This is a genomic window from Streptomyces sp. NPDC057900 (assembly GCF_042887885.1).
GTDB lineage: Bacteria > Actinomycetota > Actinomycetes > Streptomycetales > Streptomycetaceae > Streptomyces.
Window position 1 is genome coordinate 1,183,144 of the sequence record NZ_JBHVOI010000001.1, and the last position, 26,686, is coordinate 1,209,829.

The window sequence follows — 26,686 nt, forward strand, 5'->3', positions numbered from 1 at the left end:
CCTCAGCTCAGCAGCGGACCGAGGGCGGCCCCCACCACAGAGCCCGGGGTCAGGACCGGCACCGTCACCCCGGCCGCGCGCAGCGCCTGACGGTGCCGTGACCCGTAACCCATGCAGTCGAGCACCAGGGCGTTCGCGCCCGCGTCGACATGGGCGCGAGCGGCCGCGCACAGGGCCCGGTCGTCCTCGGCGTAGGGCGAGGCCGTGGTGAAGTCGGGCGCGGGGGTGAAGGCCCGCCACTTTTTACGGGCCTCGGCGATCTGCGCGGGCAGCGGCACGACGATTCCGACACGGCTGCCCCGCAGGACCATGCCGACGTATCCCGTCACCAGGGCGTCCGGCTCGACGAGCCGCGCCCGCCGGGTACGCAGCCCGGGGAACGCGCCGGTGCACAGGAGCACCACGACATCGGCCCCCTCCTCCTCCACCTGCTCTATACGCGACCGCAGCCCCGCCTCGACGGCCTCCGCGTCCAGCGTCACCGCGCCGCCGTCGGCCAGTCGGCTCAGCAGGGTCGCCCGCCCCCGCGCCGCCCCGAGACGGAGCTCCGCCTCCTGGCGGGTCAGACCGTCGAGCACGCCGGCGTGCCGTACGCGCGTGGCGGCCGGCAGGTGCGCCTCGATGGCTTCCGAAAGGTCCGGCCGCGGGGCCTGACCGATGGTCAGGAAGGTGAGCGTGTGCACGATGCCTCGTCTCACTGGAGTTCCAGATTATGGATACAGGTTCCAGAATAAGATCGTTGGCGGCGCCACGTACAGCGGGCGCGGGATGATTCGGGCGGAGAAGCGCGTTATCGGTGCGTGCGTCCGGCTCATCCAGCGAGCCGTTCCCCGAGGTGGAGGCATGACTGTGCACGGTGAGTACAAGGTCCCCGGCGGCAAGCTCGTCGTCGTGGACCTGGACGTCGAGGGCGGCGCCCTGCGCGACGTACGCGTCGCCGGGGACTTCTTCCTGGAACCGGACGAGGCGATCCTCGCCATCGACACGGCGCTGGAGGGGGCCCCGGCCAACACCGGCACCGCGGACCTCGCCGCCCGGATCGACGCGGCGCTCCCCGCCTCGACCGTGATGTTCGGCCTCACCTCGGAGGGCATCGCCGTCGCCGTACGCCGGGCACTGGCCCACGCCACCGAGTGGAGCGACTACGACTGGCAGCTCATTCACGAGCAGCCGCAGTCGCCCGCCCTGCACATGGCCCTCGACGAGGTCATCACCGCGGAGGTCGCGGCCGGACGGCGTCCGCCGACGCTGCGGGTCTGGGAGTGGGACTCACCCGCCGTGATCATCGGCAGCTTCCAGTCGCTGCGCAACGAGGTCGACACCGAGGCCGCGGCCCGGCACGGGGTGAGCGTCGTGCGCCGGGTCTCGGGCGGCGGGGCGATGTTCGTGGAGCCGGGCAACACCATCACGTACTCCCTCTCCGTGCCCGACGCCCTCGTCTCCGGGCTCTCCTTCGCCGACAGTTACGCCTATCTGGACGACTGGGTGCTGGAGGCCCTCGGCGACATGGGCATCAAGGCCTGGTACCAGCCGCTGAACGACATCGCGACCGAGGTCGGGAAGATCGCCGGGGCGGCGCAGAAGCGCGTCGTGGGGCACGACGGCGGGCCGGGCGCGGTGCTGCACCACGTGACGATGTCCTACGACATCGACGCCGACAAGATGCTCGACGTCCTGCGGATCGGCCGCGAGAAGATGTCCGACAAGGGCACCAAGAGCGCCAAGAAGCGCGTCGACCCCCTCCGCCGGCAGACCGGTCTCCCCCGCGGCGTCGTCATCGACAACATGATCGAGTCGTTCCGCACCCGCCACGGGCTCACCAGCGGCACGGTGAGCCAGGACGAGCAGGACCGGGCGGAGGAGCTCGTCCGCACCAAGTTCGGCACCGACGAGTGGACCGCCCGGGTGCCGTAGGGCCTGTCGTTCCGGTCAGACCGGGGACGCCCCGCGCCCCGGTTCGCCGGGCGTGACGAGCCCCGACTCGTAGACGAACACGACGAGTTGGGCGCGATCGCGGGCACCCAGCTTGGTCATGGCGCGGCTGATGTGCGTCTTGGCCGTGAAGGGGCTGATCACCATGTGCGCGGCGATCTCCTCGTTCGTCAGCCCCCGGGCCGCGAGGGCGCTCACCTCGCGTTCCCTGCGGGTCAGGGTCTCGAAGCCGGGCGCTGTGGACCGGTCGGGGGGCCGGGCGACGAACGCGCCGATCAGCCTGCGGGTGACGGCGGGCGACAGCAGCGCGTCGCCGCTCGCCGCGACACGGATGGCCCGGAGGAGCTCGGCCGGCTCGGTGTCCTTGAGCAGGAAGCCCGCCGCCCCGGCACGCAGCGCCTCGAACACGTACTCGTCCAGGCCGTAGTTGGTCAGGATCACGACGCGGACGCCGCTCAGCAGCGGGTCCGCGGCGATGGCCCGGGTCGCCTCGATCCCGGTCATCACCGGCATCTGTACGTCGACGAGCGCGATGTCCGGCGTGTGCAGCCGGGCCAGCTCCAGGCCCGCACGGCCGTCCGCCGCCTCACCGACCACCTCGATGCCGTCCTCCGCGTCGAGCAACGCCCGGAATCCGGCCCGCATCAGGGCCTGGTCATCGACGATCAGCACCCGAACCGGGCCCCCGGCCTCCTCGCTCATGCGGTGGACTCCGCTGTACGCAAAGGCAGTTCGGCGCGGACGGAGAAGCCGCCGGACCGCCTCGGCGCGGCGTCCAGCGTGCCGCCGAGGGCGGTGACGCGTTCGCGCATGCCGGTGAGGCCGGTACCGGCGGTGACCTCGTCGCCCGGAACGCAGGGCCCGTGATCCTCGACGCGCACGGTCAGGACCCTTTCCCCGTAGCCGAGTTCGACGGTGGTACGGGCACGGCCCGCGTGCCGGGCCACGTTGGTGAGGGCCTCCTGCACGATGCGGTACGCGGCCCGGTCCACGGCCAACGGCAGCGGGCGTTCGTCGCCGCTGACGGTGACCGCGAGGGCGATGCCCGCGCTGCGGGCGCGCTCGGCCAGCTCACCGATCCGGTCGAGGCCGGTGCCGGGCTCGACCACGTCCGTGCGCAGCACCTCCAGCGTGGCGCGCAGCTCGCGCATCGCCTCCCCGCTCGCCTCCTGGATGGCGAGGAGAGCGGGCTCCACCTCGGCGCCGCGCTTGCGCGCGAGGTGGACGGCGACTCCCGCCTGGAGCTTGACGATCGAGATGGAGTGGGTGAGGGAGTCGTGCAGTTCGCGGGCGATCCGCAGCCGTTCCTCGCCCGCCCGGCGCAGCGCGATCTCGTCGCGGCCGCGTTCGGCGTCGAGCGCGCGCTGCTCGGTCTGGCGCAGGTAGGCCTGCCAATTCTTGTCGATGAGCCCGGTGACCCCGGCGCACAGGAACCAGCCGAGCAGCAGGAGAGTGCGCTCCACGGTGTTCTCCGCGGCGGTCGTGGCGGCCATCAGCACGGTGAAGTAGCCGGTGAGGAAGAGGGCGCCCGCCGCGACCCCCCAGAGGCGGTGCCCGCTGCGGGCGGCGGCGTGCACCGCGGCGAGCACGGGGAACGCCGCCCAGCTGCCCGGATGCGCGTGGAGCACGTAGCCGGACATGGCGAGCGTGGTGACGACGAGTACCGTGCGGGGCGCCCGGCGGTGCCCTGCCAGCGCCAGCGCACCGGTCGCGACGAGCAGCAGATCGAGGGCGCCGGGCGCGGAGGCGACCGAGGCCGCGCCGATGACCGCCGCCCCGATCGCGACCGCGAGCGCCGCGTCGAGCAGCAGGGCACGCCGGCCGCTCTCCCCCGTTTCGCCGTTCATGTGCCGCACCCTAACTCCCGTGCGCCCAGGGCGGCATCGCCCGCGAGGACCGGCCCCGCACTACTCCCCGGGCAGTAGTGCGGGGCCGTCCGGCATCGGGCCGCAGCAGCCGGAACGGCCTTCGGCGGTACGACGACCGGGGGCGGGTCCCCGGGTGAGCATCGGTGCCATGACCGGACCTTTTCGCTACACCACACCCGCCCCGCCCGAGTCGGCCACCGGAGTGGTCGCCGATGTGTACGCCCAGATGGCCACGGACTTCGGCATCGAGCGTGCCGCCACCTTCGTCGTGCTGTCCGCCTCCCCTCCGCTGCTGACCGGTGCCTGGGCGCTGCTGCGCGAGTCCTTGCTGGCCGGGAGGGTGCCCAGGACGGAGAAGGAGGTGGTGGCGGCCGGAGTGTCGCTCGCCAACCGCTGCCCGTTCTGCGTGGACGCGCACACCGTGCTGCTGCACGCCGCCGGTGACCACCGGCTGGCCGAGACGATCGCCCGCGACGGTCAGCCGGAGGATCCGACTTACCGTCAACTGCTGGCCTGGGGCAAGGACATGAGTAGCCCGCAGCCGTTCCCACCGGCCGACGCGCCCGAGCACATCGGGACCGCGCTGTCCTTCCACTTCATCAACCGGGTCGTCTCCTCGCTGCTGACCGAGAGCATGCTGCCGTTCGGTCTGCAACGGCTCCGTGCCGTACGCAGCGCGGCGGGCCGCACGCTGACCAGGGCCGTGCGCCAGGAGCTGGCGACGGGGCTGAGCCTGCCGCTGCTCGAAACCGAGGGCGAGGCGCCGTCCTGGGCGGCCGGCACCGCCATCGGCACCGCGTTCGGCGCGCTGCGTACCGCGGCGGAGCTGGGGGCCGGGCTGCTCAGTGACGAGGACGCCGCGTTCGTCCGGGAGTCGGTGGCGGCCTGGGACGGGGTGTCACCGCTGCCGCACGGAGCGGTGCTGCCGGACCGGGCGGAGCGGCCGGGTGCCCGGCTGGCGCTGCTCGCGGCGCGCGCCCCGTACCGGATCACGGACGAGGACGTGGCGGCCTGGCTGGCTCCCCCGTTCACCGATCACTGCCTGGTCCATCTGGTCGCGTTCGGGGCGATCCGCGCCGTCGGACGCGTCGAGGCCACCCTGACCACGCAGCCCGTGTGAGGGACAGCCCTCAGGGTGCGGCCGACGGGCGGTGTTCGTACCAGCGCCGGTCGGCCTCCAGCTGCGCGGCCAGCGAGATCAGCCGCTCCTCGCTGCGGGACGGGCCGAGCAGCTGGGCGCCGACGGGGAGGCCGTCGGAGGTGAACCCCGCGGGGACGTTGATGCCCGGCCAGCCCAGTACGTTCCATGGCCAGGCGTACGGGCAGGCCTCCGTGATCGCCACGTCGGTGCGCCAGGCGCTCAGCCCGTCGAAGCTGCCGATCCTGGGCGGCGGGAGGGCGGTCGTCGGGGTGAGCAGCACGTCGAATCCCGCTCCACCCCGCCCGCGCGCGGGGTGGAAGAGCGCCCCGATCCGCCGGTGCTGGCGCAGTTCGCGCTCCCTGGCCGCCCGCACCACCCGGCCGCCGAGCCGGGTGCCGGTGCGCAGGGCGCTGCGGGTGCGCGCGTCCAGGAGCGCGGGTTCGGGATGCCGTGCGGCGAGTTCCGCGATCCCGGCGGTGGCGCGGGGTACGAAGCCGAGGCCGATCAGCCCGTAGCGGGGGCGGGCCTCCTCGACGTGGTGGCCGAGCGCGGCCAGGGCCTCCGCGAGGGCGGCGACGGCGCGCCGTACCTCCGGGTGGGGCGCGGTCCTGGTCAGGGTGAGCGGCGGCCGCCAGGCGACGGCGATGCGCAGCCGGCCGGGGTCGCGGCGGGCGGCGGCGCGGGCCTCGACGGGCGGCGGGCGGTGCGGGTCGTCGGGGTGCGCCCCCGCGACGGCGTCCAGCAGGAGCGCGGCGTCCTCGACGGTCCTGGCCAGCGGCCCGTTGACGGTGAGGCCCTGGAAGGCGTCGCTGTGGGGGTGCACGGAGATGCGGCCGCGCTGCGGTTTGATGCCGACGAGGTGGGTCCAGGCGGCCGGGATGCGGACGGACCCGGCGCCGTCGGAGCCGAGCGCGGCGGGTACGAGACCGGCGGCGACGGCGGCCGCGGATCCGCCGGAGGAGCCGCCGGGGGTGTGGTCTGTGTTCCAGGGGTTGCGGGTGGCGCCGAAGGCCGGTCCCTCGGTGAACGGCCACTGGCCCAGTTCGCAGGAGTTGGTCTTCCCGACGATGACGGCCCCGGCGGCGCGCAGCCGGCGTACGGCCTCGCTGTCGGCGGTGGCGGCGGGCAGCTCCCCGGCGCAGCCGAAGTAGGTGGGCATCCCGGCGACGTCGGTGTCGTCCTTGACCGCGACGGGCACTCCGAGGAGCGGCAGCCGTTCCCCGGCCGCCAGCCGGCGGTCGGCCTCGGCCGCCTCGGCGAGTGCGGCCTCCGCCCGCAGGTGCCGGAAGGCGTTCAGGGTGCCCTGGCTCGCCTCGATCCGGGTGAGGGCTTCGGAGACCAGCCGGGTGGCGGTGGTCCGCCCGTCCGCCAGGGCCCGCGCGCTGTCGGACAGCCCGGCCGGGACCGCCGCTTCCGTCTCGATGGACTCCGCTGAGGACATGTGCCGCCCGCCTCCCTCGTGCCGTCAGGTGCGCGCACCTGTCCGCCCGGTCGCTACTGGAGGGTAACGAGTCGGGGCGGTCCGCTCAACCGTTCGGCGGGGAGTGTCGGGTACGGCTTGCGGGAGCCCACGGGACGGCTGCGGGCTCCCTGGCACCGGGGTGCGGGGCCGACGCGCGCCGGCCCCACACCCCCACGGCATCCGCCGGGCTACGGCTGCACCGTGATCTCGCCGATTCCGGTGCCGAGTCCGGCGCAGTGCGCGGTCGACTGGCCGGACTGGCCCGGGTTGAGCGTGACGTGTTCGCCGTCCACGTCCGGGGACCAGCCGCAGACCAGGTGCACCCAGAAGGTCTGCGTCGCGCCGCCGTTGTTCCGGCACAGCGCGTAACCGGTGTAGTCGTCGATGGCGTGCTTGCCCGTCTCGCAGGACAGCCCGGGGGGCGTCGCCGCCGGGGCCGCCGCCGTCGCCGTCGTGGCCAGGCCGGTGGAGGCCGCGAGCGCCGCGGTCAGGCCCGCGACGGCGGCGCTGCGCAGCATGGTCACGGACAGATTCCGCATGGTCTTCCTCATGGTTCCCTCTCGGTCGTGACGAACCGGCCGCCCTCGCGGCCGCCCCTCACCCGACTAACCGGAATCCCCCCGGGACGTCACGCCGGGTACCCGTCCGGGTGCCGGTTTCTCCGTCGGGCGGCCGTCGCGGGCCCGGCGTACGCTCAGAAGACCCGGACCCGCGGGCCCGAACCCGCGCACCCCCGCCATGACCCTTCGAGGAGGCGACGTGACCGGTCCACACCTCGGCACACGCCCGGCCGCATGGACCGCGGCGATCGTGCTCTCCGTCACCGGCGGGGGCCTCGCCGGCGGCGGCGTGGCACACGCGGACGACATCGACACCCTCACCGCCCAGCAGATCGCGGACCGCGCCCGCGACGCCCTGCTCGACGCGCATTCCATGCACCTGAGCGTCCGGGGGGACCTCGGCAGGGGCAGTACGCCGATGTCCCTGGACCTCAGCCTGGACCGGAGCGGCAACTGCGACGGCTCGGTGGACCTCGGAAACGGCCAGGGCTCGGTCCAGATCGTCAAGCGCGGCAACGACGTCTGGGTCAAGCCCGACGCGGACTTCTGGAAGAACCAGGTCCCCGACGGCGGGCAGGCCTTCGCCGCGATCCTGAACGGCCGCTACATGAGGGCCTCGGCCACCGACTCCCGACTGCTCCCGCTGACGAAGGCCTGCGATCTGGACACCTTCCAGAAGCTGGTCAGCGACAACGCGGACAACGAGGCCGGCACGCTCAACAAGGGCGCGAAGACCACGCTCGGCACGACATCGGTCGTACCGCTGACCCGGATGCGGGACAACCAGACGCTGGTCCTGTACGTGACGGCGACCGGCAAGCCGTACCCGCTGCGGCTCACCCTCCGGGGCGACGAGGCGGACGCGACCGTGAACTTCTCCGACTTCGACAAGCCGGTGCCCACCTCCACCCCGCCGCCGGACGAGACCTTCGACATCAACGCCCTGCTGGGCCGCTCGACGGGGACGGCGTGACAGCACGGCCGGTGAGCACCACGTACAGCAGCAGCGAAGAGGCCAGCCCGACCGCCCAGCCGTAGTCCGCGAGGGGCTTCAGGAACGGGATCAGCCCGTCGGCCGGGAACGGCCCCTCTCCGGGTTCGGAGTGGGAGCCGCCGATCGCCAGGACGCCGCCGACGGCGAAGGCGGTGACGGCCCGCCAGTTCCAGCCGTTGGTGTACCAGTAGCGGCCGCCCGGCCGGTAGAGGTCCGCGAGGTCGAGCACGGTGCGCCGGACGATCCAGTAGTCCGCGATGAGGATGCCCGCGACCGTTCCCAGCAGGCCGCCGACGAGACCGAGCCAGGTGAAGATGTACAGCTCGGGTGTCTCGGTGAGCTTCCACGGCATGATCAGCACCCCGACGACACCCGTGACGAGCGCGCCGGTACGGAAGTTGATGAACTTCGGCGCGAGGTTGGCCAGGTCGTACGCGGGCGACACCACGTTCGCCGCGATGTTGACGGAGATGGTCGCGACGAGCACCGTCACCAGGGCGTAGAGCAGCCCGAAGACGTTGTCGGTACGGGCGACCAGCTGGACCGGGTCCCAGATCGCCTCGCCGTACACGGCCTGCGAGCCGGAGGTCACCAGCACCGAGAGCAGGGCGAAGAGGGTCATGGTGGTGGGCAGCCCGAACGACTGGCCCCGGATCTGGGCGCGCTGGCCGGCTCCGAAGCGGGTGAAGTCGGGAATGTTCAGGGAGAGCGTCGCCCAGAAGGCGATCATGCCCATCAGGGAGGGGAAGAAGACCGGCCAGAAGTCCTTGCCCCAGCCGAGCTTCGAGGGCTGGTCGAGCAGGGGGCCGAAGCCGCCCGCCTTGACCGCGACCCAGACCAGCAGCACCACCGCGCCGACGATGACGAAGGGCGCCGCCCAGTTCTCGAACCGCCGCAGCGCGTCCATTCCCCGGTAGATGATGGCGAGTTCGACCGCCCAGAACACGAGGAAGCAGAGCCAGAGCGTCCACGGCTGTCCGCCGATCTCGGACGCCCTCGCCCAGCCGCCGAACATCTTCCCGAGCAGGGTGAAGATGCCGACGCCGCCGATCCAGGTCTGGATCCCGAACCAGGCGCACGCCACCGCGGCCCGGATCAGGGCCGGCAGGTTGGCGCCGCGCAGCCCGAAGGAGGCGCGGGCCAGGACGGGGAACGGGATGCCGTACTTGGGTCCGGCGTGCCCGGTGAGCAGCATCGGCCCGAGCACGATCACATTGGCCAGCGCGATGGTGAAGACGGCCTGTTTCCAGTCCATGCCAAGGGCGACGAGCCCGGAGGCGAGCAGCCAGGACGGGATGTTGTGGGCCATGCCGACCCAGAGGGCGGCGAAGTTGTACGTCGTCCAGTCCCGCCGTTCCAGCGGTACGGGCAGCAGGTCGTCGTTGACGAACCGGTTGTCGGTGGGGGCGGCTCCCGGGTCGAGTCCGACGCGGTCCGGGGCCGCGGGTATCCGGTCCCGCGGTGGTGGCGGTGGGACGGTCGATGTCATGGCTGCTGGACCCTTCGCTCGGAATCGGTGCCGTGCGGGGCGGGGCTGGGCGCGGGGGGTTGGGTCAGTCCGTGAGTGCGGGGATGATCTCGGCGCCGTAGGCGTCGATGGTGGTCTCGCGGGCGTCGTGCATGTTGTACAGGGCGAACTGGTCGACGCCCAGGTCACGCAGGGCCCGGAGCTTCTCGATGTGCGCCGCCGGCGGTCCGAGCAGGCAGAACCGGTCGACGATCTCGTCCGGTACGAAGGTGGTGTCGGGGTTTCCGGCGCGGCCGTGGTGGCTGTAGTCGTAGCCCGCGCGTCCCGCGATGTACGCGGTCAGCGCCTCGGGGACGAGACCGGAGTGCTCGCCGTACCGGCCGACCAGATCGGCCACGTGGTTGCCGACCATGCCGCCGAACCAGCGGCACTGCTCGCGGGCGTGGTCGAGGTCGTCGCCCACGTAGGCGGGCGCGGCGACGCAGATGGTGACGGAGTCGGGGTCGCGGCCCGCCTCCGCGGCGGCGTCCCGGACCGCCTTGATCATCCATTCGGTGAGGAAGGGGTCCGCGAGCTGGAGGATGAAGCCGTCGGCCTTCCGCCCGGCCAGCGCGAGCGCCTTGGGTCCGTACGCGGCCATCCAGACGGGCAGCCGGCCGTCCTTGACCCAGGGGATCTGGATCGGCTGCCCGCCGACCACGGCCTCGCGTCCCTCGGCGAGGTCGCGGATGGCGTCGATCGCCTCGCCCAGCCTGGCGAGCGTGTTGGGGCTGCGGCCCGCCACCCGCATCGCGGAGTCGCCGCGGCCGATGCCGCAGACCGTCCGGTTGCCGTACATGTCGTTGAGGGTGGCGAACGTGGAGGCGGTGACCTCCCAGGTGCGGGTGGAGGGGTTGGTGACCATGGGCCCGACCACGAGCCGGTCGGTGTGTTCGAGGATGCGGCTGTAGATGACGAAGGGTTCCTGCCAGAGCACCGCGGAGTCGAACGTCCAGCCGTAGCGGAAGCCGTTGCGTTCGGCGCGACGCATCAGGCCGACGACGGCGGAGGCGGGCGGGTCGGTCTGCAGGACGAGTCCGAAGTCCATGCCGGATACTCCTAGTTGAGGTACTGACAGGTGGCGCGCGGGGTGTACATGCCGTGGCCGGCCCGGCCCGTGAAGGTGCGGCGGTCGATGACGACCTCGCCGCGCGAGAGCACGGTCTCCACCTGCCCGGTGAGCCGTTTGCCCTCGTACGCCGAGTAGTCCACGTTCATGTGGTGGGTCTCGGCGGAGATGGTCTGCTCGGCGGCCGGGTCGTAGATGACGATGTCGGCGTCGGCCCCGGGCGCGATGGTGCCCTTCTTCGGGTAGAGGCCGAACATCCGGGCCGGTGAGGCGCAGGCGATCTCGATCCAGCGGCGGCGCGAGATGTGGCCGTCGACGACCGCCTGGTGCAGGAGGTCCATCCGGTTCTCGACGCCCGGCATGCCGTTGGGGATCTTCGAGAAGTCGCCGCGGCCCATCTCCTTCTGTCCGGAGAAGCAGAAGGGGCAGTGGTCGGTGGACACGACCTGGAGCTCGTTGTTCCGCAGCCCCCGCCAGAGCGCCTCCTGGTGCTCCTTGGGCCGCAGCGGTGTGGAGCAGACGTACTTGGCGCCCTCGAAGTCCGGCTCCGCGAGGTTGTCGGTGGAGAGGAAGAGGTACTGCGGGCAGGTCTCGCCGAAGACGGGCAGTCCCTTGTGGCGGGCGGCCGCGACCTCGGCGACGGCCTCGTCGGCGGAGACGTGCACGATGTACAGCGGTGCCCCGGCGACGCGGGCGAGCTGGATGGCGCGGTGGGTCGCCTCCGCCTCCAGCGCCACCTTGCGCACGTCTCCGTGGTAGCGCGGATCGGTGCGGCCCTCGGCGAGCGCCTGCTCGACCAGGACGTCGATGGCGATGCCGTTCTCCGCGTGCATCATGATCAGGCCGCCGTTGGACTCGGCCCGCTGCATGGCGCGCAGGATCTGGCCGTCGTCGCTGTAGAAGACGCCGGGGTAGGCCATGAACAGCTTGAAGGAGGTGACGCCCTCCGCCACCAGCAGGTCCATCTCCTTGAGCGAGGACGCGGTCACGTCGGCGAGGATCATGTGGAACGCGTAGTCGATGGCGCAGTTGCCGTCCGCCTTCGCGTACCAGGAGTCGAGCCCCTCGCGCAGGGAGCGCCCCACGGACTGGATGGCGAAGTCGACGATGGTGGTGGTGCCGCCCCAGGCCGCCGCCCGGGTGCCGGTCTCGAAGGTGTCGGCGGCGTAGGTGCCGCCGAACGGCATCTCCATGTGGGTGTGTGCGTCGACGCCGCCGGGGATGACGTATTTGCCGGTGGCGTCGATGGTCCGCTCTGCGGTCCAGCTCGCTGCGGCGTCGGTGCCGTGCGCGGCGAGTGCGGCGATGCGGCCGCCCTCGACGAGTACATCGGCGTGGATCTCGTCGGACGCGGTGACGACGAGGCCCCCGTGGATGACGGTGCGGCTCATGTACCCCTCCTCACTGTGGCGGAATGGGTCTACGCACGTAGACCGGTGCGTGGTGAAGAACGTAGAAGTCGGTTGCCCACTGTGGCAATACCGCTGCGGTCAACCGCTGAAGACGTTTCCGTTTCATCCGTCCGGCACTCCACCGGCCCAGCGCGGCACCCCGCGTCCGGCACCGGACGGGCGAGTGGAGCGAGTCCGTGCGGGGGAACCCACCGGGCGGCGGGCGGCAGTTCGTCCCGGATCCGGGGAACGGTCACCTAGCTTCGCTCCATGATCAGAAACGCAGTCATCGCCTCCGCCACCGCGCTCTGCGCCTTCCTCGCCGCCGCTCCCCCGGCCACCGGGGCCCCCGGCCCGGACGACGACTGGCAGCGGGTCGGCTCCGGCATCCTGGGCGGGGTGAGCGGTATGGCGCTCGTCGAGGGCGCGCCGGTCGCCCGGGGCCTGGCCGACGCGGTTGTCGTACGCGACAACAAGGGGGACAACGAGAGCCGGGTGGCGACGGTGCGGCTGCGGCCCGGCCAGGCACCGGCCGTCCGCGAACTGCCCTGGCTCGGCGTGCTCCCCGCCGACCTGGAGGCGCTCGATGCGGTGCCCGGCCGCCCCGGTCACTACATCGCCGTGGCCAGCAGGGGCGACGCGTACCACATCACCGTGGCGGACGGCCGGGCCGTGGTCCGGGGCGGCCCCGTCGCGCTGCCGGGGCGGCACGACGGGGACAACTACGAGAGCTTCGCACTGCACCGCGACCGGTCGGGCCGGACCTTCGCCGTGTGGGCGACGCGGGGCAGCGGCCCCCGCGAGGCCGTGGTGAGCGCCGCTTCGGTACGTGTCGATGCGCAGGGCCCGGAATTCGGCACCGTCACGGCCCGGCAGGAGCTCGCCGTACCGTTCCCGAACGAGGACGAGGTCCGGCACGCCAGCGACCTGAAGGTCCTCGACGACGGCACCGTCATGGTGTCGTCGGCCTCTGATCCCAATGTGGACGACGGGCCGTTCGCCTCCGCCGTCTACGAAGCCGGCCGGCTCACCGTGAACGCGGCCCATGACGCGGTGCTGCGGCTGAAGCCGAAGGACGACCTCGTCCCGTTCGCCCTCTTCACCAAGCGGGACAACCGGAAGATCGAGGCCATCGCCTTCGCGCCGGACAGGCTGACCGTATGGGGCACCGACGACGAGAACTACGGAGGCTCCGTCAGGTTCGACACCGTCGGGCGGTAGCCGGCGGTCCGACGAGCGGCCCCGGGGGGCGCCGGACCGGCGGCGCCCCCTCACCGGATCACCCCGCCGCCCGCAGCGCGTCGGCGAGGATCGCCGCACCCTCCTCCGCCTCCGGGATGGAGAGCGAGAGGGGCGGGGCGATACGCAGCACACTGGTGTTGTGGCCGCCGCCCTTGCCGATGAGCAGCCCGCCCTCGCGGGCCGCCTCCAGAACGGCCGAGGCCGCTTCGGGGTTCGCCTCGTCCGTGCCGGGCTTCACCAGCTCGATGCCGATCATCAGCCCCCGGCCGCGTACCTCCCGGACCGACTCCGAACCGGCCGCGATCGCCCGCAGCCGCTCGGTGAGCAGTCCGCCGACCCGGCGGGCGTTGCCCTGGAGGTCGTGTTCGAGGAGGTACGAGAGGTTGGCGAGACCGGCCGCCATGGTGACCGGCGAACCGCCGAACGTCGAGATGGAGTTGGCGTCCAGGCAGTTCATGACGTCGGCGCGGGCGATGACGCCGCCGATCGACATGCCGTTGCCGATGCCCTTGGCGAACGTGACGATGTCCGGCGGACCGTTCTCCGCGTGGGCCTGCCAGCCCCAGAAGTGCTCCCCGGTCCGCCCCCAGCCGGTCTGTACCTCGTCGGAGATCCACAGGATGCCGTGCCGGTCGAGGACTTCGCGGAACGCCGCGTACAGCCCGTCGGGCGGTGAGGTGAACCCGCCCACGCCCTGGATGGGTTCCGCGATCAGCGCGGCGGCGTCCCTGGTGTGGCCGAGCAGGTCCTCCAGGTCCGCCACGCAGGCCGCGATGAACTCCTCGTCGCTCAGGTGCGCGTACGGCCCCCGGCTGCGAACGCCCCCGTGCACGTACAGCGTCTGGAGCGGGGACAGGGCGGTGGGCGACCAGGCGTGGTTGCCGGTGATGGACACGGCGGAGAAGGACCGGCCGTGGTAGCTGTTGCGCATCGCGAGGATCTGGTTGGACCTGCGGTACGCGGTGGCGAGCAGCAGCGCCGTGTCATTGGCCTCTGTGCCGGAGGTGGTGAAGAAGACCCGGGCGTCCGGGATGCCGGAGAGGCTGGCCACGCGCTCGGCGAGCTCGACCATCGGACGGTTCAGGTAGAGCGTGGAGGAGTGGATGATCCGCCCGGCCTGCTCGGTGACCGCCTTGGTGACCTCGGGCAGCGCGTGGGCGGTCATGGTCGTGAGGATGCCGCCGAAGAAGTCCAGGTAGCGGTTGCCGTCCGCGTCCCAGACGTGACGGCCCTCGCCGTGGGTGATCTCCAGCGGATGCCGGTAGTAGAGGGCCAGCCAGTCCGGGCTGACGGCGAGATGGCGGTGGTGCAGGCTGCTCACGGCTCGACCAGCCCCTCGTACGCGTCGGGGCGGCGGTCCCGGTAGAACGCCCACTGCTGGCGGACCTCTTCGATCAGCCCGAAGTCGAGGTCCCGGACCAGCAGTTCCTCCTCCTTGTCGCTGGCCACGTCACCGACGAACTGGCCCCTCGGGTCGACGAAGTAGCTGGTGCCGTAGAAGTCGTTGTCGCCGTACTCCTCCTGGCCGACGCGGTTGATCGCGGCGATGAAGTACTCGTTGGCGACGGCGGACGCGGGCTGCTCCAGCTGCCAGAGATAGCCGGACAGGCCCCGTGAGGTCGCGGACGGGTTGTACACCAACTGGGCTCCGTTGAGTCCAAGTTGGCGCCAGCCCTCGGGAAAGTGCCGGTCGTAGCAGATGTAGACGCCGACCTTGCCGACCGCGGTGTCGAAGACCGGCCAGCCGACGTTGCCGGGCTTGAAGTAGTACTTCTCCCAGAACCCCTTGACCTGGGGGATGTGGTGCTTGCGGTACTTGCCGAGATACGAGCCGTCGGCGTCGATGACCGCTGCGGTGTTGTAGTAGAAGCCGGACTGCTCGACCTCGAAGACCGGGACGACGATCACCATGCCGGTCTCCCGGGCCAGCTCCCGCATCCGCCGCACGGTCGGGCCCTCGGGCACGGCCTCGGCCCAGCGGTAGTGCTCGGGTTCCTGCACCTGGCAGAAGTAGGGGGCGTTGAACACCTCCTGGAATCCGATGATCTTCGCCCCCTGCCGGGCGGCCTCGCGGGCATGTTCCTCATGCTTGGCGATCATGGATTCGGTGTCGCCGGTCCAGGTCGCCTGGACGAGTGCGGCGCGTACGACGTGGGACATGAGCTGCTCCTTCGACGCGGCGTCAGAGAGCCTCTTGGCAGTTTCTACGCCCGTAGACACGTGCGTAGGAGGAGAACGTAAGCCCCGTCACACAGCGGGGCAAGACCATCGCCGTGAACCAGCGGAGTCGATCATGTTTCGCACCCGTGCGGTCCAGCCCCGGGAGCGCGGCGAGGGGACGGCCGCACGCGCCGCCTATCCGATCCCCGCGATCCGCAGCGCGCGCACCACGTCCCGCTCCCGCGCCTGCGACACCCCCCGGGCCGCCGCCAGCAGCCGCGGTACGAGGCGGTGCGGATCGCCCTCCGCGATCCTGGCCGCGTCCTGCGGGGTCCGGACCCGGACGAAGGCCCCGAGCAGCGCCTGCGCCTGGGCGCCCCGGCCGGCCCGGTCGAGGGCGGCCACGGCGTCGGCGACCTCGGCGGCGGGCCGCGCCACGCCCTGGCGCAGCAGCCGGTCGCAGTCCTCCGTCCGCCCCGCCTCGGAGAGCGCGGCGGCCGCTGCCGCGAGGGCGGCGGGCGGCAGCGAGGAGACCTCCCACAGCAGGGTGGCCCAGTCCGCGTCGAGCCCCGCCCGCTGGAGCTCGGCCGCGAGCACCGGCAACCGCTCCGCGGGCCGGCCGGCCGCCTCGCAGAGCACCCCGTGCGCCTCGCCACTGCGGCCCTGGGTCCGCAGCCGGAGCAGCGCCGCGACGGTGTCCCGGGCGGCCTTCACCGCCTCGGGGTCCACAGGGACCTCGACGGGGCCCTTCGCCACGCCGGGTGCGCCGCCGAACCGGGCCCCGCGCGGGACGGCGGCGGCCACCGGCGGCACGGGCAGGACGGGCACCACGGACGCGGGGCTCTCCTCATCCGCGTCCAGACCGGCGAACCGGGCCCCGCGGAGGCGTCTGCGCACGGGCGCGGCGGGGGCGGGGTCCGGGGCGGGCGGGGCGGGCGCGGGGTCCGGGGCGGGGGCGGGCGCGGTGGGGGCCGGGGCGGTCCGCGGCAGCGGGGTTTCCGGGGCCGCGTCCCGTACCGCCGCCAGGCGTCGGCGCAGCTCCGCGCAGCGGGCAGAGGCGCGTTCGTGGTCGTCGTGCGCCCAGGCCGCCGCCTGGCCGTCCGGCGCGCCCGCCGCCCCGCCCTCGTGGGCCGCACGCAGCCGCTGGGCGGCATGCGCCTGCTCCCGCAGCATCAGCTCCAGCCGCTCCACGAGCTGCTGCCGCCCGCCGGGGCGCCGGTCGTGGGCGGCGGCCGAGGTGGCGTGCAGCTCGGCCGCCCGCACCGACTCCCGTCCGGCGAACACATCGCCGCGTACCGCCGCGAGATCCCCCAGGAGCGAATCCATCACATCCCAGGGCGGGATCTCGGCGCCTTCCAGACAGGCCCGCATCCCCTCCGGGTCGCGTTCACGGAAGACGCCGTACCAGCCCCGGCCGGGATCGAGCAGCCGCGTCAGGTACCGCAGGTAATGCGCGAACTCCCCCAGGGGCGCCGCATGTTGATGCACTGTCATTTCCGCCTTCGGCCGCCGTCGGCTGGAACCTTCCAGTCCGCAGGCATTCGACCGCAGGCGTGTTACGGGACGGCTACGCGCTCTTTTCGGTACGGGTGCGGGCCCGCCGCGCGTCCGGCGTTCAGAAGGTGATGGCGATCCCGGTGTGCGGCCGCTTGCCGAGCCGGAAGACCAGCGCCGGGTAGTCGAGCAGCCAGTACTTCCAGGTGTACTTGCGGCCGATGGCCTTGCGCACGGCGCTCATCTCCGTGACGTCGACGAGCCGGCCGGTCCCCTCCGCACTCGGGGCGCCCTCCGCGATCCGGCCGCGTACGTCACAGACGGTGACGAGGACGCGAGGGTTTTTGCGCAGCCGCTTGACCTTCCATGAATCGGCCTTGGTCCAGATGAGCAGCTCGTCCCCGGCGACGGCCGCCCAGACCGGGGTGGCGACGGGCGTGCCGTCCTTTCGGTACGTGGTGAGGCTGACGTACTCACTGCGCGCGAAATCCTGGAGACTCATGGCGCAACCTTACGCACCTCGCGCCCCGTCCGCCGCACGGCCCGGAATCCCCAACAGCCCCCGGCCACAGCCGGTTCGGTTACGGGACGGCCCTCAGCTCGCCAGTGGGACGACGGCCGGTTCCGGCGCGCAGCGCAGGAGCAGTTCGTCCATCGAGAGGCCGAGCGCCCCGGCCAGTGCCGCGACGGTGAAGAAGGCGGGGGTGGGGGCGCGGCCGGTCTCGATCTTGCGGAGCGTCTCGGCCGAGATTCCGGCGCTGCGGGCGATGTCGACCATGCTGCGGCTGCCGCGCGCCTCGCGGAGCAGGCGGCCGAGCCGCTCGCCGCGCAGATGCTCTTCCGGGGTCAGGGGTGTCCGTACCATGCCGTCATTCTAATACCGCCCGGACCGGTATAGTAATTGGCATGGTGCCACTCAAGACGGACACGTCCATCGAAGCCATGCGCGAGGCCGGCCGGGTGGTGGCGCAGGTGCTCGCAGCCGCCCGGGAGGCGGCGGCGCCCGGCGTCTCGCTGCGCGAACTGGACGAGGTGGCCCGCGGCGTCCTGCGCGAGGCGGGCGCCGGGTCCCCCTTCCTGAACTACCGGCCGGACTTCGCCCCGGTCCCGTTCCCCGGCGTGATCTGCACATCCGTCAACGACGCGGTCGTGCACGGAATCCCGACGGACCTGCGGCTGCGCGACGGCGATCTGGTGAGCGTCGACGCGGGCGCGACGCTCGACGGCTGGGTCGGGGACTCTGCGATCAGCTTCACCGTCGGCCGCGCCCGGCCCGCGGACACCCGGCTGATCGAGACGGCGTTCGCGGCGCTGGACGCGGGCATCACGGCGGCCGTCGTCGGCAACCGGATCGGGGACATCTCGCACGCGATCGGCCGGGTCTGCCGCACGGCCGGCTACGGCATCCTGGAGGGGTTCGGCGGCCACGGCGTGGGCCGGTCCATGCACGAGGACCCGGGCGTCCCCAACGAGGGACGACCGGGCCGCGGGATACCGTTGCGGCACGGCATGGTGCTGGCCATCGAACCGATGCTGCTCGGCGGCGGCCTGGACACCTTCCGCACCGACCCGGACGGCTGGACGCTGCACACGTCCGACGGCAGCAGGGCCGCCCACGCCGAGCACACGGTGGCGATCACGGATGACGGCCCCAGAATCCTGACCGCCCTGTGACGACCGCCGCAGGACGATCACGGGGGATGGCCCCGGACAGCGCGCTAGTTGTTCTGGAGGAACTGCTTCGCGAGCGCGTCCCCAGCGGTGACGGCGGCGTCATGACTCTCGATCGGTGACGCCTTCGAGTTCTTGAACAGGATGTACGTGACACCGGACTCGGCACCGCCGGTCTCCGGATCGGGATCGATCCCGAGGGCCTTCGCCGTGGCGTACGAGGCCTCGCCGATGATCTTGTCGGGGCCGGTGTCACCGACGACGGCGTACTCCACCTTGCCGCCGTAGATGACGGCGACGACACCGCCGCCCTTGATCCCGGCACTGCTGTAGTTCCAGATGGAGCTGCTGCTCGGTACGACGACGTACGGCAGCTTCTCGGCGCTCAGCGGCTTGTCACCGGAGGTGTGGAACGCGGTGTCGTCCTGGAACCAGGGGTCGGTGTCCTCGTTGCAGGCGGTGGTCACCTGGCCGTCGCAGTCGATGTCCATGTCGGCCTTCCAGAACACGGCGCCGTTCGCGCCGCAGACCGGCACCGTGGCAGAAGTCTCTTCGTCCGTACGGTACTTGCCGTTCGAGATCTGCGAACAGGACGAGACCTTGGCCAGCAGGTCGGCCGCGCTGACCGAGCCCTCCCTGATACCGGCGGAGCCGGAACCGTCGGAAGGGCCGTCGTGGGACAGCCGGGCGGTGTGGGCGACGGGCGCCAGGCGCACCGTGCCCGGGTGCGCGTTCCGCGCTGCCGCGGGTGCGGCGGAGGGGGTGAGGGAGCCGCCGGAGGCGGCCGGTGTCAGCGATCCGGCCGCGAGGAGTGCGGCGCCGGAGGCCGCGGCGAGGGCAAGCGCTTGCATACGCATGGTGGGGGTGCCCTTCTATTAGGAAAGTTTCCTTACCGAGATGCCAAGATGCTCCCCCAGGCATGTTCACGTCAAGACCCGGGGGCCGGCCGCCGCGACTCTCCCGCGGTCGGCCGGCCCCCTCCGTACGGCTATTGACGAACCGTCATCACACCTATCGACGACCCGTCATGGCCGTCCGGCGGGCCTCACCACCATCGCGGAACCGCCGCCCCGGCGCTCCGTCTCCGCGGCCGCGAGCCACCGACCGTCCGGGAGCCGCTGCACACCCGTCGCCGCCCCGATCTCCGGATTCGGCGTGAAGACGTGCCCGAGCGCTTCGAGCCGCGCCCGCACCGGGCTGTTCCACAGTCCCGGTTCGAGCTCCGTCTTCGCGGCGTTGCGCTGACTGGCGCGGGGCGCCGCGATGGCGTCCACCAGTGCAAGCCCCCGGTCCACCTTGCCGATCAGCGACTGCAGCACGGTCGTGATGATCGTGGCGCCGCCCGGCGAGCCCAGGGCCAGTACGGGCTGTCCGTGCTTGAGCACGATGGTCGGGGAGATCGACGACCGGGGCCGCTTGCCCGGACCCGGCAGGTTCGGGTCGTGGACGGCCGGGTCGGCGGGTGCGAACGAGAAGTCCGTCAGCTCGTTGTTGAGCAGGAACCCGCGCCCCGGCACCGTCATGCCGCTGCCGCCGGTCTGCTCGATCGTCAGGGTGTACGCGACGACGTTGCCCCACTTGTCGGCGGTCGTCAGGTGAGTGGTGTTCTCCCCCTCGTACGTCGTCGGCGCGGCCTTGCCGCCGGTGGCGCAGTCGGCCGGATGGCGGGGGTCACCCGGCGCGAGCGGGCTGGTCAGCACCGCGTCGTCCTTGATCAGGCACTCCCGCGAATCGGCGAACCGCTGGCTGAGCAGCTCCTTCGTCGGTACGTCCTCGAACTTCGGGTCGCCGACCCAGCGGCCCCGGTCGGCGAACGCGATCCGGCTCGCCTCGATGTAGCGGTGCAGGTACTGCGCCTCGCTCGCCCTCGACAGGTCGGTCGACTCAAGGATGTTCAGCGCCTCGCCCACCGTCGTACCACCGGAGGAGGACGGCGCCATGCCGTACACGTCGAGCCCCCGGTAGCCGGTCTTCGTCGGCGCCTGGCGCAGCGCCCGGTAGGAGCGCAGGTCCTTGGTGGTCAGATCGCCCGGCCGCACCACCCGGGACGAGCTGGGGTCGACGGGGGGATTGCGTACCGTCCGCACGACGTCCTCTGCCAGCTTGCCCCGGTAGATCTCGTCGAGCCCCTTGCGGCCGACCTCGTCATAGGTGCGGGCCAGGTCGGGGTTCTTGAACACCGATCCGACGACCGGAAGTCGGCCACCGGGCAGGAAGAGCTTCCGGGTCGCCGGGAAGTCCGCGAACCTGGCCTGATTGCCCTCCGTCTGGGACCGGAACGTGCTGTCCACGACGAACCCGTCCCGGGCGAGGCGCTCGGCCGGTTTCAGCACCTGGCGGAGCGATTTGCTGCCCCAGGTGTCGAGTGCGGTCTGCCAGGTGGCCGGGGTGCCGGGGGTGCCGACGCCGAGTCCGCTGGTGACGGCGTCGTCGAAGGCGAGCGGCTTCCCGTTCTCCAGGAAGAGCGAGGAGTCCGCGCTGCGCGGCGCGGTCTCCCGGCCGTCGATGGTCTGCACGGTGCGGGTCCTGGCGTCGTAGCGGACGAAGTAGCCGCCACCGCCAAGACCTGCGGAGTAGGGCTCGGTCACCCCGAGCGCCGCCGCGGTCGCCACCGCCGCGTCCACCGCGTTGCCGCCGTTGCGGAGCACCTCGATACCGGCGGCGGTCGCGTCGGCGTCGACGCTGGAGACCGCTCCCCCGTACCCCACCGCGACCGGGGACTTGGCCGTCGGCGCGGCCGGTGGCGCGGAGGAGGACGGGGCAGCCGCCCCGACCGACACCACCGCGGCCAGAACACCTAACAACGACACATTCCGCGCGACGGAACGTCGCATGCGCACCTCCAGTGCAGGATCGTCCGCGCAGGGTAGCGCCGCCCCGGCCGCCCCGTCAGGACCGCCTCGAACTTGAGGCCGAATGCCCGCCGACATGCCCGCCCCTGACTTACGGCGTACGCGGCACGGCGCCGGGCGTGCTAACCGCCGGCCTCCCCCGCACCGGGGGCGGGGCCGTACAGCGCACGCGTGCCGCACTCGGTGCCGGAGTCAGTGCGCTGTTCCGCGCCGAGCGGCGCCCTCCCGCCGAAACGCACACCGCGCGCTCGCTCGGTCAAGTGAATCCGCAGGCCAGCGAGTTGCAGCTCAAGTGACGTGGGCACATTCCAACCAGCGGGTCCCACCGTCGAGAGGGAGAGTGATGACGAGCCACGCAACTGAGGTCGGGCTGGCAAGCCTCCTCCGCGAAGCACTGCACGCGACCGACACCATGGCACGCTGGACGGCCGATACGGACGAGATGTGGTGCCGTGTCGTGCCGTGGTCGGGGAGCCGTCGCGCCCAGGGCTGGAAGCTCCACGTGTCGGCGACGGTCGGCTCCGCGCCCGCCGTCCTCGCGAAGTGCCTGGACGTGCTGTTGCGCGACGAGTCGGCGTTCAAGTTCGCCCGGTCGCTCGATCAGGTGAGTGCGCTCAACTCCCGTTCCACACCGCGTGGAAACTCGGGGAAGTTCATCACCGTCTACCCGCGCTCCGACGGCGACGCGATCCGGCTCGCCCAGGAGCTGCACCGGGTCACGGCGGGGCTGGCCGGGCCGCGCATCCTGTCGGACCGGCCGTACACCGCGGACAGCCTGGTGCACTACCGCTACGGGGCCTTCGCCGGCCGGCAGCGGCTGTCGGAGTCGGGGCTGCTGGTGTGGTGCATCGAGGACCCCGACGGAAACCCCGTGGAGGACGAGCGCACCGGCCATTACGCCCCGCCCTCGTGGGCGGCCTGCCCCTTCCCCGCCTCGGTCCCCGAGCCGCCGCGCACGGCGGAGGCGGCGGGCGGACCGGTGCTGCTCGGCGGCCGTTTCGCGGTGCGTGAGGCGATCCGGCAGACCAACAAGGGCGGCGTCTACCGGGGCACCGATGTCACGACCGGCTCCCCCGTGGTGATCAAGGAGACCCGGCCGCATGTGGAGGCCGACGCCTCCGGCCGCGATGTCCGCGACTGGCTGCGCGCCGAGGCCCGCGCGCTGGAGAGGCTCACGGGCTCGGGGCTGGCTCCGGAGGCCCTGGCGCTCTTTGAGCACGGCCGGCATCTGTTCCTGGCCCAGAGCGAAGTGCCGGGGGTCCCCCTGCGCGTCTGGGTCGCGGAGCACTTCCGTGATGTCGGCAGCGAGCGCTACCGCGTCGACGCCCTGGACCAGGTGGCACGGCTGGTGGAGCTGGTCGAAGCGGCTCACGCCCACGGCTGCGTCCTGCGGGACTTCACCCCCGGCAACGTCATGGTCCGGCCCGACGGGGAGTTGCGCCTGATCGACCTCGAACTCGCCGTCGTCGCCGACGGGTCCGCGCTGCCCACCCGGGTCGGAACACCGGGCTTCAGCGCTCCCGAACGCCTGGCCGACGCACCAGTCGCCACGACGGCCGACTACTACAGTCTCGGCGCCACCATCTGCTTCGTCCTGGCCGGGAAGGTCCCGAACCTGCTGCCGGAGGAGCCCGCCACCAGATCCGACCAGGAGCGGCTCGCCGACTGGCTGACCGCCTGCGCCGAATCCCTCCAACTGCCCGACGGTCTGGTGGACATGGTCCTCGGCCTGATGCGGGACGTTCCCGCGGAGCGCTGGAATCCGTCCCTGGCACGCGAGGCGCTCCAGCAGGCGGGTGCCCCGGACCACCCCGCGCCCCGCACGGCCCGTACCGCGCTCACTGCCCGCACGGACTCCCCGCAGGACACGGTGACCGGGCTCGTGGACCATCTCGTCGACTCGATGACCCCGGCGGACGAACGGCGGCTCTGGCCGGTGTCCACCAAGGCCGGGGAGACCGACCCCTGCACCGTCCAGCAGGGCGCTGCCGGTGTCCTGGCCGTCCTGACCCGGTACTGCGAACACGTCAACGACCCCCGCGTCCCCTCGCTGCTCGCCACCGCGGGTCGCTGGATCGCGGATCGCACCGACACCCGATCCACCCGCCCCGGCCTGCACTTCGGCGGCCGCGGCACCGCCTGGGCGCTGTACGACGCCGGACGTGCCATCGACGACCGGGCACTCGTCGACCACGCGCTGGCCCTGGCGCTGGCTCCGCAGGAGTCCACACTCCACCACGACATCACCCACGGCACCGCGGGCAGCGGCATGGCCGCCCTCCACTTCTGGCACCGCGACGGGGATCCGCGCTTCGCCGAACTGGCCGTCGAAGCGGCCGACCGGCTGGTCCGCGCGGCACGACGTGAGGGGAACGGGGTGGGCTGGGCGATCCCCGCGGAGGCCCTCTCCGGGGAGGCCGGCAAGCGCTATCTCGGCTTCGCCCACGGCTCGGCCGGCATCGGCTGCTTCCTGCTCTCCGCCGCGCTCGTCTCGCGGCGCCCCGAGCACCTGGACCTGGCCATGGAGGTCGGCGAGCATCTGGCGGCCAACGCCGTCCTCGTCGGGCAGGCGGCCCATTGGCCCGCCCAGGCCGGTGACCTGCCCACGGCCCCGTACTGGTGCCACGGCGCGGCGGGCATCGGCACCTTCCTCCTCCGCCTCTGGCAGGTCACCGGGGACCCCAGGTTCGGCGACCTGGCACGGCGCGGCGCTCGGTCCGTCATGGAGCGGGCCTCCCGCGCGCCGCACAGCCAGTGCCACGGGCTGGCGGGCAACGGTGACTTCCTGCTCGACATGGCCGTCGCCACGGGCGACCCCGACTACCGCGCGAAGGCGGAGGAGCTGGCCCGCCTCATCGCGGCGGAGGGAGCCCGTCGCCACGGCCACGTGGTCTTCCCCAACGAGTACGGGGACGTCTCGACCAGCTGGAGCGACGGGTCCGCCGGGACGCTGGCCTTCCTCCTGCGGATCCACCACACAGACTTCCGGCACTGGATGGTCCAGTTGCCGGAATGAGCGGCAGGAACCCTGCCGCAACCGCTCAGAGAAAAAGGAGAATCCCATGGACATCCAGGACCTCGAACTGCTCGCCCACCTCCACGCCCTTCCCGAGACCGACCCGGTCGGCGTCGACGGAGCGTCGTTCTCCGGGACGTGTGAGTGCGTCGGTCTGCTGACCGTGCTGAACACGGTGTGTATCGGTATCAGCTGCGCCTAGGCGTGGTAGCACCACCCGGCCGGCGGCTGTCCCGGGACAGCCGCCGGCCGGATCAGCGTCTGGATCATGCCGGGTTCGCGGGGGTCGAGACGAAATTCCCTAGAGGAGGACCGGACCGCATGCAGCTCCACGCCGGTGATGACGATCTCTCCCGAGCAGCCCTCATGACAACCACCCGCACCGGTCCGGAGGTCACCCGCCCCGCTCCCGTGACGGGCTCCGGGGCCGGGCGCGCCCCCGTGTACGCGATCAGAACACGGGGTCTGGCCAAGAGTTATCCCGGCCCGGACGGCACCACCACCCACGCCGTGCGCGAACTGGACCTGGACGTGGAGGAAGGGGAGACCTTCGCCTTCCTCGGCCCCAACGGCGCCGGGAAGTCCACCACGATCGCCATGCTGTGCGCCCTGACCCGTCCCACCGCCGGTGATGCCACGGTGGCCGGCGCCGATGTGCGCACCCAGCCCCACCAGCTGAGGCGCCAGGTCGGCATGCTGTTCCAGCACAGCGCTCTGGACCCCGACCTGACGGCCGAGCAGAACCTGCGCATCCACGCCCGCCTCTACGGGCTGAGACGCGACGTCGCACGCCGCCGCGCCGCAGACGTACTGGCGACGGCCGGACTGACCGACCGGCGCCGCTCCCCCGTGAGCACCCTGTCCGGCGGTATGCGCCGCCGCCTGGAGATCGCCCGTCAGCTGCTGCACGCGCCCGCCGTGCTGTTCCTGGACGAGCCGACCACCGGCCTCGACCCGCACGCCCGTGCGCAGATCTGGGAGCATCTGCTCGCCCTGCGCGAGCGGCACGGCAGCACGCTCTTCGTCACCACGCACTACCTCGAAGAGGCGGAGAACTGCGACCGCATCGCCATCATCGACCACGGCGAACTGGTGGCGCAGGGCTCCCCGCTCGCGCTGAAGGTCGCGATCGGGGACGACCGGGTCGTGCTGCGTACCAGCGAAGACGCCACGGCGCACCGGATCGTCCGCCGGAGCGCGCCGCCGGGACACTCCGTCACGGTGGACGCGGACGGCGTCTGCCTCCGGGTCCCCGAGGGCAGTTCCTGGATTCCCCGCCTGTGCGCGGAGCTGGCGGGCCAGGGCATCGCCGTACACGCCGCGTCGGCGACGCCGCCCACGCTCGACGACGTCTTCTTCCACCACACCGGCCGCAGCATCCACACCGTGCACCCCGGGCAGGCCACCGCCGCTCCCGGCCCGTCCGAAGCGGCGGCGGAATCCGGCGGCGGCCGATGACCGCACTCCCGCTCCACCCCTCCGCGACCGTGCCCGGCGACGAACGGGCGAGCCGCCCCCGGCACGAACTCCGCGCGGTGCACGGCCTGGTCTACCGCGATCTGCTCCGCCTGACCGGCCAGCGCGCCCATGTCGCGCTGATGCTGCTCCACCCGGTGCTGTACCTCCTCGTCCTCGGCGGCGGGCTGAACACCCTCATCCCCACCGCGTCCCTGGGCGTCGGCTACCAGACGTACCTCTTCCCGGGCATGCTGATGATGACGGTGCAGACACCGGCCATCATGGTCGGCATCCGACTGATCATGGACCGTCAGAGCGGCTACCTCCGGGAGCTTCTGATGGCCCCGGTCCGCCGCTCCACGCTGCTCCTGGGGAACTGTGCCGGTGGAACGCTGGTCGCCTCGGTCCAGGGCGCCGTACTGCTCGGGCTGGCCGGCCTGGTCGGTCTGCCCTACGACCCGCTCCTGTTGGCGCTGCTGCTCGGCGGCATGATCCTGATCTCGTTCACCATCACCTCGCTCGCCCTCGCCCTGGCCGTGAGCCTGCGCAGGGCCGAGACGTTCCACACGCTGCTCGGCGTGGTGATGACGCCGCTCCTGTTCCTCTCCGGCGGATTCTTCCCGCTCCAGTCGCTGCCCTCCTGGACCCACACCCTGGCCGCCGCCAACCCGCTGGCCTACGGAGTGGACCTGCTCCGCCGCTGCATCGCCCTGCGGGCACCGGGCCGGGCGGCCGTCGGCGGGATCGACTGGGCCGGCCGGCAACCCTCACTCCTGCTCGAAGCCGTCCTGCTGCTGGCCTGCGGTGCGGGGGCTCTGCTCTGGGCCGGCCACCGCTTCAACCGGCTGGAGTAGCCCCGCAGTCCGTAC

24 protein-coding genes are annotated in these 26,686 nt (G+C 72.3%); 9 read left to right on the top strand and 15 right to left on the bottom strand.

Going from position 1 to position 26,686, the window contains the following annotated elements; translation table 11 throughout:
* Positions 1 to 2: 2 nt before the first annotated feature.
* On the bottom strand, positions 3 to 698 hold the full coding sequence (locus ACFVQ0_RS04825; RefSeq protein ID WP_390084563.1) for an AroM family protein: 696 nt from the start codon (positions 696 to 698) through the stop codon (positions 3 to 5).
* 151 nt (positions 699 to 849) lie between these two features.
* Here ACFVQ0_RS04825 and ACFVQ0_RS04830 point away from each other — a divergent pair, with 151 nt between their 5' ends.
* Positions 850 to 1,914 carry a biotin/lipoate A/B protein ligase family protein gene (locus tag ACFVQ0_RS04830; protein ID WP_390085388.1) on the top strand — a complete coding sequence of 355 codons (1,065 nt, stop codon included), beginning with the start codon at positions 850 to 852 and terminating at the stop codon, positions 1,912 to 1,914.
* A 15-nt stretch (positions 1,915 to 1,929) separates the two neighbouring features.
* Here ACFVQ0_RS04830 and ACFVQ0_RS04835 read toward each other — a convergent pair whose 3' ends face one another.
* Positions 1,930 to 2,634, bottom strand: a complete 705-nt coding sequence (locus ACFVQ0_RS04835) for a response regulator (RefSeq protein ID WP_390084565.1) — start codon at positions 2,632 to 2,634, stop codon at positions 1,930 to 1,932.
* Entirely contained in the window at positions 2,631 to 3,779 is a 1,149-nt protein-coding gene (locus tag ACFVQ0_RS04840) for a sensor histidine kinase (protein WP_390084566.1), read from the bottom strand. Before ACFVQ0_RS04840 ends, ACFVQ0_RS04835 begins: the two co-directional genes overlap by 4 nt.
* Before the next feature lie 169 nt (positions 3,780 to 3,948).
* Between ACFVQ0_RS04840 and ACFVQ0_RS04845 the strand changes: the two genes are divergently transcribed.
* A complete protein-coding gene (locus ACFVQ0_RS04845; RefSeq protein ID WP_390084568.1) occupies positions 3,949 to 4,920 on the top strand; it encodes a carboxymuconolactone decarboxylase family protein in 972 nt (323 codons plus the stop codon).
* A 10-nt stretch (positions 4,921 to 4,930) separates the two neighbouring features.
* Here the strand turns inward: ACFVQ0_RS04845 and ACFVQ0_RS04850 are convergent, their stop codons facing one another.
* On the bottom strand, positions 4,931 to 6,382 hold the full coding sequence (locus tag ACFVQ0_RS04850) for an amidase (protein WP_390084570.1): 1,452 nt from the start codon (positions 6,380 to 6,382) through the stop codon (positions 4,931 to 4,933).
* A 209-nt stretch (positions 6,383 to 6,591) separates the two neighbouring features.
* Positions 6,592 to 6,954 (bottom strand): hypothetical protein, encoded by a 363-nt coding sequence (locus ACFVQ0_RS04855; protein ID WP_311302246.1) that lies wholly within the window; start codon positions 6,952 to 6,954, stop codon positions 6,592 to 6,594.
* Between the two features lie 208 nt (positions 6,955 to 7,162).
* Here ACFVQ0_RS04855 and ACFVQ0_RS04860 point away from each other — a divergent pair, with 208 nt between their 5' ends.
* Entirely contained in the window at positions 7,163 to 7,936 is a 774-nt protein-coding gene (locus tag ACFVQ0_RS04860; protein WP_390084572.1) for a hypothetical protein, read from the top strand.
* Here the strand turns inward: ACFVQ0_RS04860 and ACFVQ0_RS04865 are convergent.
* The 3 genes from ACFVQ0_RS04865 to hydA all read right to left on the bottom strand — a co-directional run bounded on the left by ACFVQ0_RS04865 (position 7,899) and on the right by hydA (position 11,924).
* Entirely contained in the window at positions 7,899 to 9,446 is a 1,548-nt protein-coding gene (locus ACFVQ0_RS04865) for an NCS1 family nucleobase:cation symporter-1 (protein WP_390084574.1), read from the bottom strand. The two genes, ACFVQ0_RS04860 and ACFVQ0_RS04865, sit on opposite strands and share 38 nt — an antisense overlap.
* Before the next feature lie 64 nt (positions 9,447 to 9,510).
* Positions 9,511 to 10,512, bottom strand: a complete 1,002-nt coding sequence (locus tag ACFVQ0_RS04870; protein WP_390084576.1) for a TIGR03842 family LLM class F420-dependent oxidoreductase — start codon at positions 10,510 to 10,512, stop codon at positions 9,511 to 9,513.
* 11 nt (positions 10,513 to 10,523) lie between these two features.
* Entirely contained in the window at positions 10,524 to 11,924 is a 1,401-nt protein-coding gene (hydA, locus tag ACFVQ0_RS04875) for a dihydropyrimidinase (RefSeq protein WP_390084578.1), read from the bottom strand.
* A gap of 270 nt (positions 11,925 to 12,194) precedes the next feature.
* Here hydA and ACFVQ0_RS04880 point away from each other — a divergent pair, with 270 nt between their 5' ends.
* Positions 12,195 to 13,145: a hypothetical protein gene (locus ACFVQ0_RS04880; RefSeq protein WP_390084580.1), complete on the top strand. Its 951-nt coding sequence runs from the start codon at positions 12,195 to 12,197 to the stop codon at positions 13,143 to 13,145.
* Positions 13,146 to 13,203: 58 nt separating this feature from the next.
* Here ACFVQ0_RS04880 and ACFVQ0_RS04885 read toward each other — a convergent pair whose 3' ends face one another.
* The 5 genes from ACFVQ0_RS04885 to ACFVQ0_RS04905 form a co-directional block, all read right to left on the bottom strand.
* Entirely contained in the window at positions 13,204 to 14,487 is a 1,284-nt protein-coding gene (locus ACFVQ0_RS04885) for an aspartate aminotransferase family protein (RefSeq protein ID WP_390084582.1), read from the bottom strand.
* Positions 14,484 to 15,326: a nitrilase-related carbon-nitrogen hydrolase gene (locus ACFVQ0_RS04890; RefSeq protein ID WP_390084584.1), complete on the bottom strand. Its 843-nt coding sequence runs from the start codon at positions 15,324 to 15,326 to the stop codon at positions 14,484 to 14,486. The genes ACFVQ0_RS04885 and ACFVQ0_RS04890 overlap by 4 nt, the downstream gene beginning before the upstream one ends.
* Positions 15,327 to 15,521: 195 nt before the next feature.
* Positions 15,522 to 16,820 carry a hypothetical protein gene (locus ACFVQ0_RS04895; protein WP_390084586.1) on the bottom strand — a complete coding sequence of 433 codons (1,299 nt, stop codon included), beginning with the start codon at positions 16,818 to 16,820 and terminating at the stop codon, positions 15,522 to 15,524.
* Positions 16,821 to 16,941: 121 nt separating this feature from the next.
* Complete coding sequence (locus tag ACFVQ0_RS04900) at positions 16,942 to 17,322, bottom strand: PPOX class F420-dependent oxidoreductase (protein ID WP_390084588.1); 381 nt, start codon at positions 17,320 to 17,322, stop codon at positions 16,942 to 16,944.
* Between the two features lie 93 nt (positions 17,323 to 17,415).
* Positions 17,416 to 17,685 (bottom strand): helix-turn-helix domain-containing protein, encoded by a 270-nt coding sequence (locus tag ACFVQ0_RS04905; protein ID WP_390084590.1) that lies wholly within the window; start codon positions 17,683 to 17,685, stop codon positions 17,416 to 17,418.
* A 41-nt stretch (positions 17,686 to 17,726) separates the two neighbouring features.
* Here ACFVQ0_RS04905 and map point away from each other — a divergent pair, with 41 nt between their 5' ends.
* On the top strand, positions 17,727 to 18,494 hold the full coding sequence (gene map, locus ACFVQ0_RS04910; RefSeq protein WP_390084592.1) for a type I methionyl aminopeptidase: 768 nt from the start codon (positions 17,727 to 17,729) through the stop codon (positions 18,492 to 18,494).
* A 44-nt stretch (positions 18,495 to 18,538) separates the two neighbouring features.
* Here the strand turns inward: map and ACFVQ0_RS04915 are convergent, their stop codons facing one another.
* Together ACFVQ0_RS04915 and ggt are read right to left on the bottom strand one after the other, a co-directional pair.
* On the bottom strand, positions 18,539 to 19,348 hold the full coding sequence (locus tag ACFVQ0_RS04915) for a glycoside hydrolase family 75 protein (RefSeq protein ID WP_390084594.1): 810 nt from the start codon (positions 19,346 to 19,348) through the stop codon (positions 18,539 to 18,541).
* A gap of 168 nt (positions 19,349 to 19,516) precedes the next feature.
* The gene (ggt, locus tag ACFVQ0_RS04920) at positions 19,517 to 21,325 is read right to left on the bottom strand and encodes a gamma-glutamyltransferase (RefSeq protein WP_390084596.1); all 1,809 of its coding nucleotides are present in this window, start codon (positions 21,323 to 21,325) and stop codon (positions 19,517 to 19,519) included.
* A 361-nt stretch (positions 21,326 to 21,686) separates the two neighbouring features.
* Here ggt and lanL point away from each other — a divergent pair, with 361 nt between their 5' ends.
* The 4 genes from lanL (at position 21,687) to ACFVQ0_RS04940 (ending at position 26,671) form a co-directional block, all read left to right on the top strand.
* Positions 21,687 to 24,359, top strand: a complete 2,673-nt coding sequence (gene lanL, locus ACFVQ0_RS04925) for a class IV lanthionine synthetase LanL (protein WP_390084598.1) — start codon at positions 21,687 to 21,689, stop codon at positions 24,357 to 24,359.
* A gap of 46 nt (positions 24,360 to 24,405) precedes the next feature.
* Entirely contained in the window at positions 24,406 to 24,561 is a 156-nt protein-coding gene (locus tag ACFVQ0_RS04930) for a VenA family class IV lanthipeptide (RefSeq protein WP_199884376.1), read from the top strand.
* A gap of 119 nt (positions 24,562 to 24,680) precedes the next feature.
* Entirely contained in the window at positions 24,681 to 25,817 is a 1,137-nt protein-coding gene (locus tag ACFVQ0_RS04935; RefSeq protein WP_390084600.1) for an ATP-binding cassette domain-containing protein, read from the top strand.
* Positions 25,814 to 26,671 (top strand): ABC transporter permease, encoded by an 858-nt coding sequence (locus tag ACFVQ0_RS04940; protein WP_390084602.1) that lies wholly within the window; start codon positions 25,814 to 25,816, stop codon positions 26,669 to 26,671. The genes ACFVQ0_RS04935 and ACFVQ0_RS04940 overlap by 4 nt, the downstream gene beginning before the upstream one ends.
* Positions 26,672 to 26,686 lie beyond the last annotated feature (15 nt).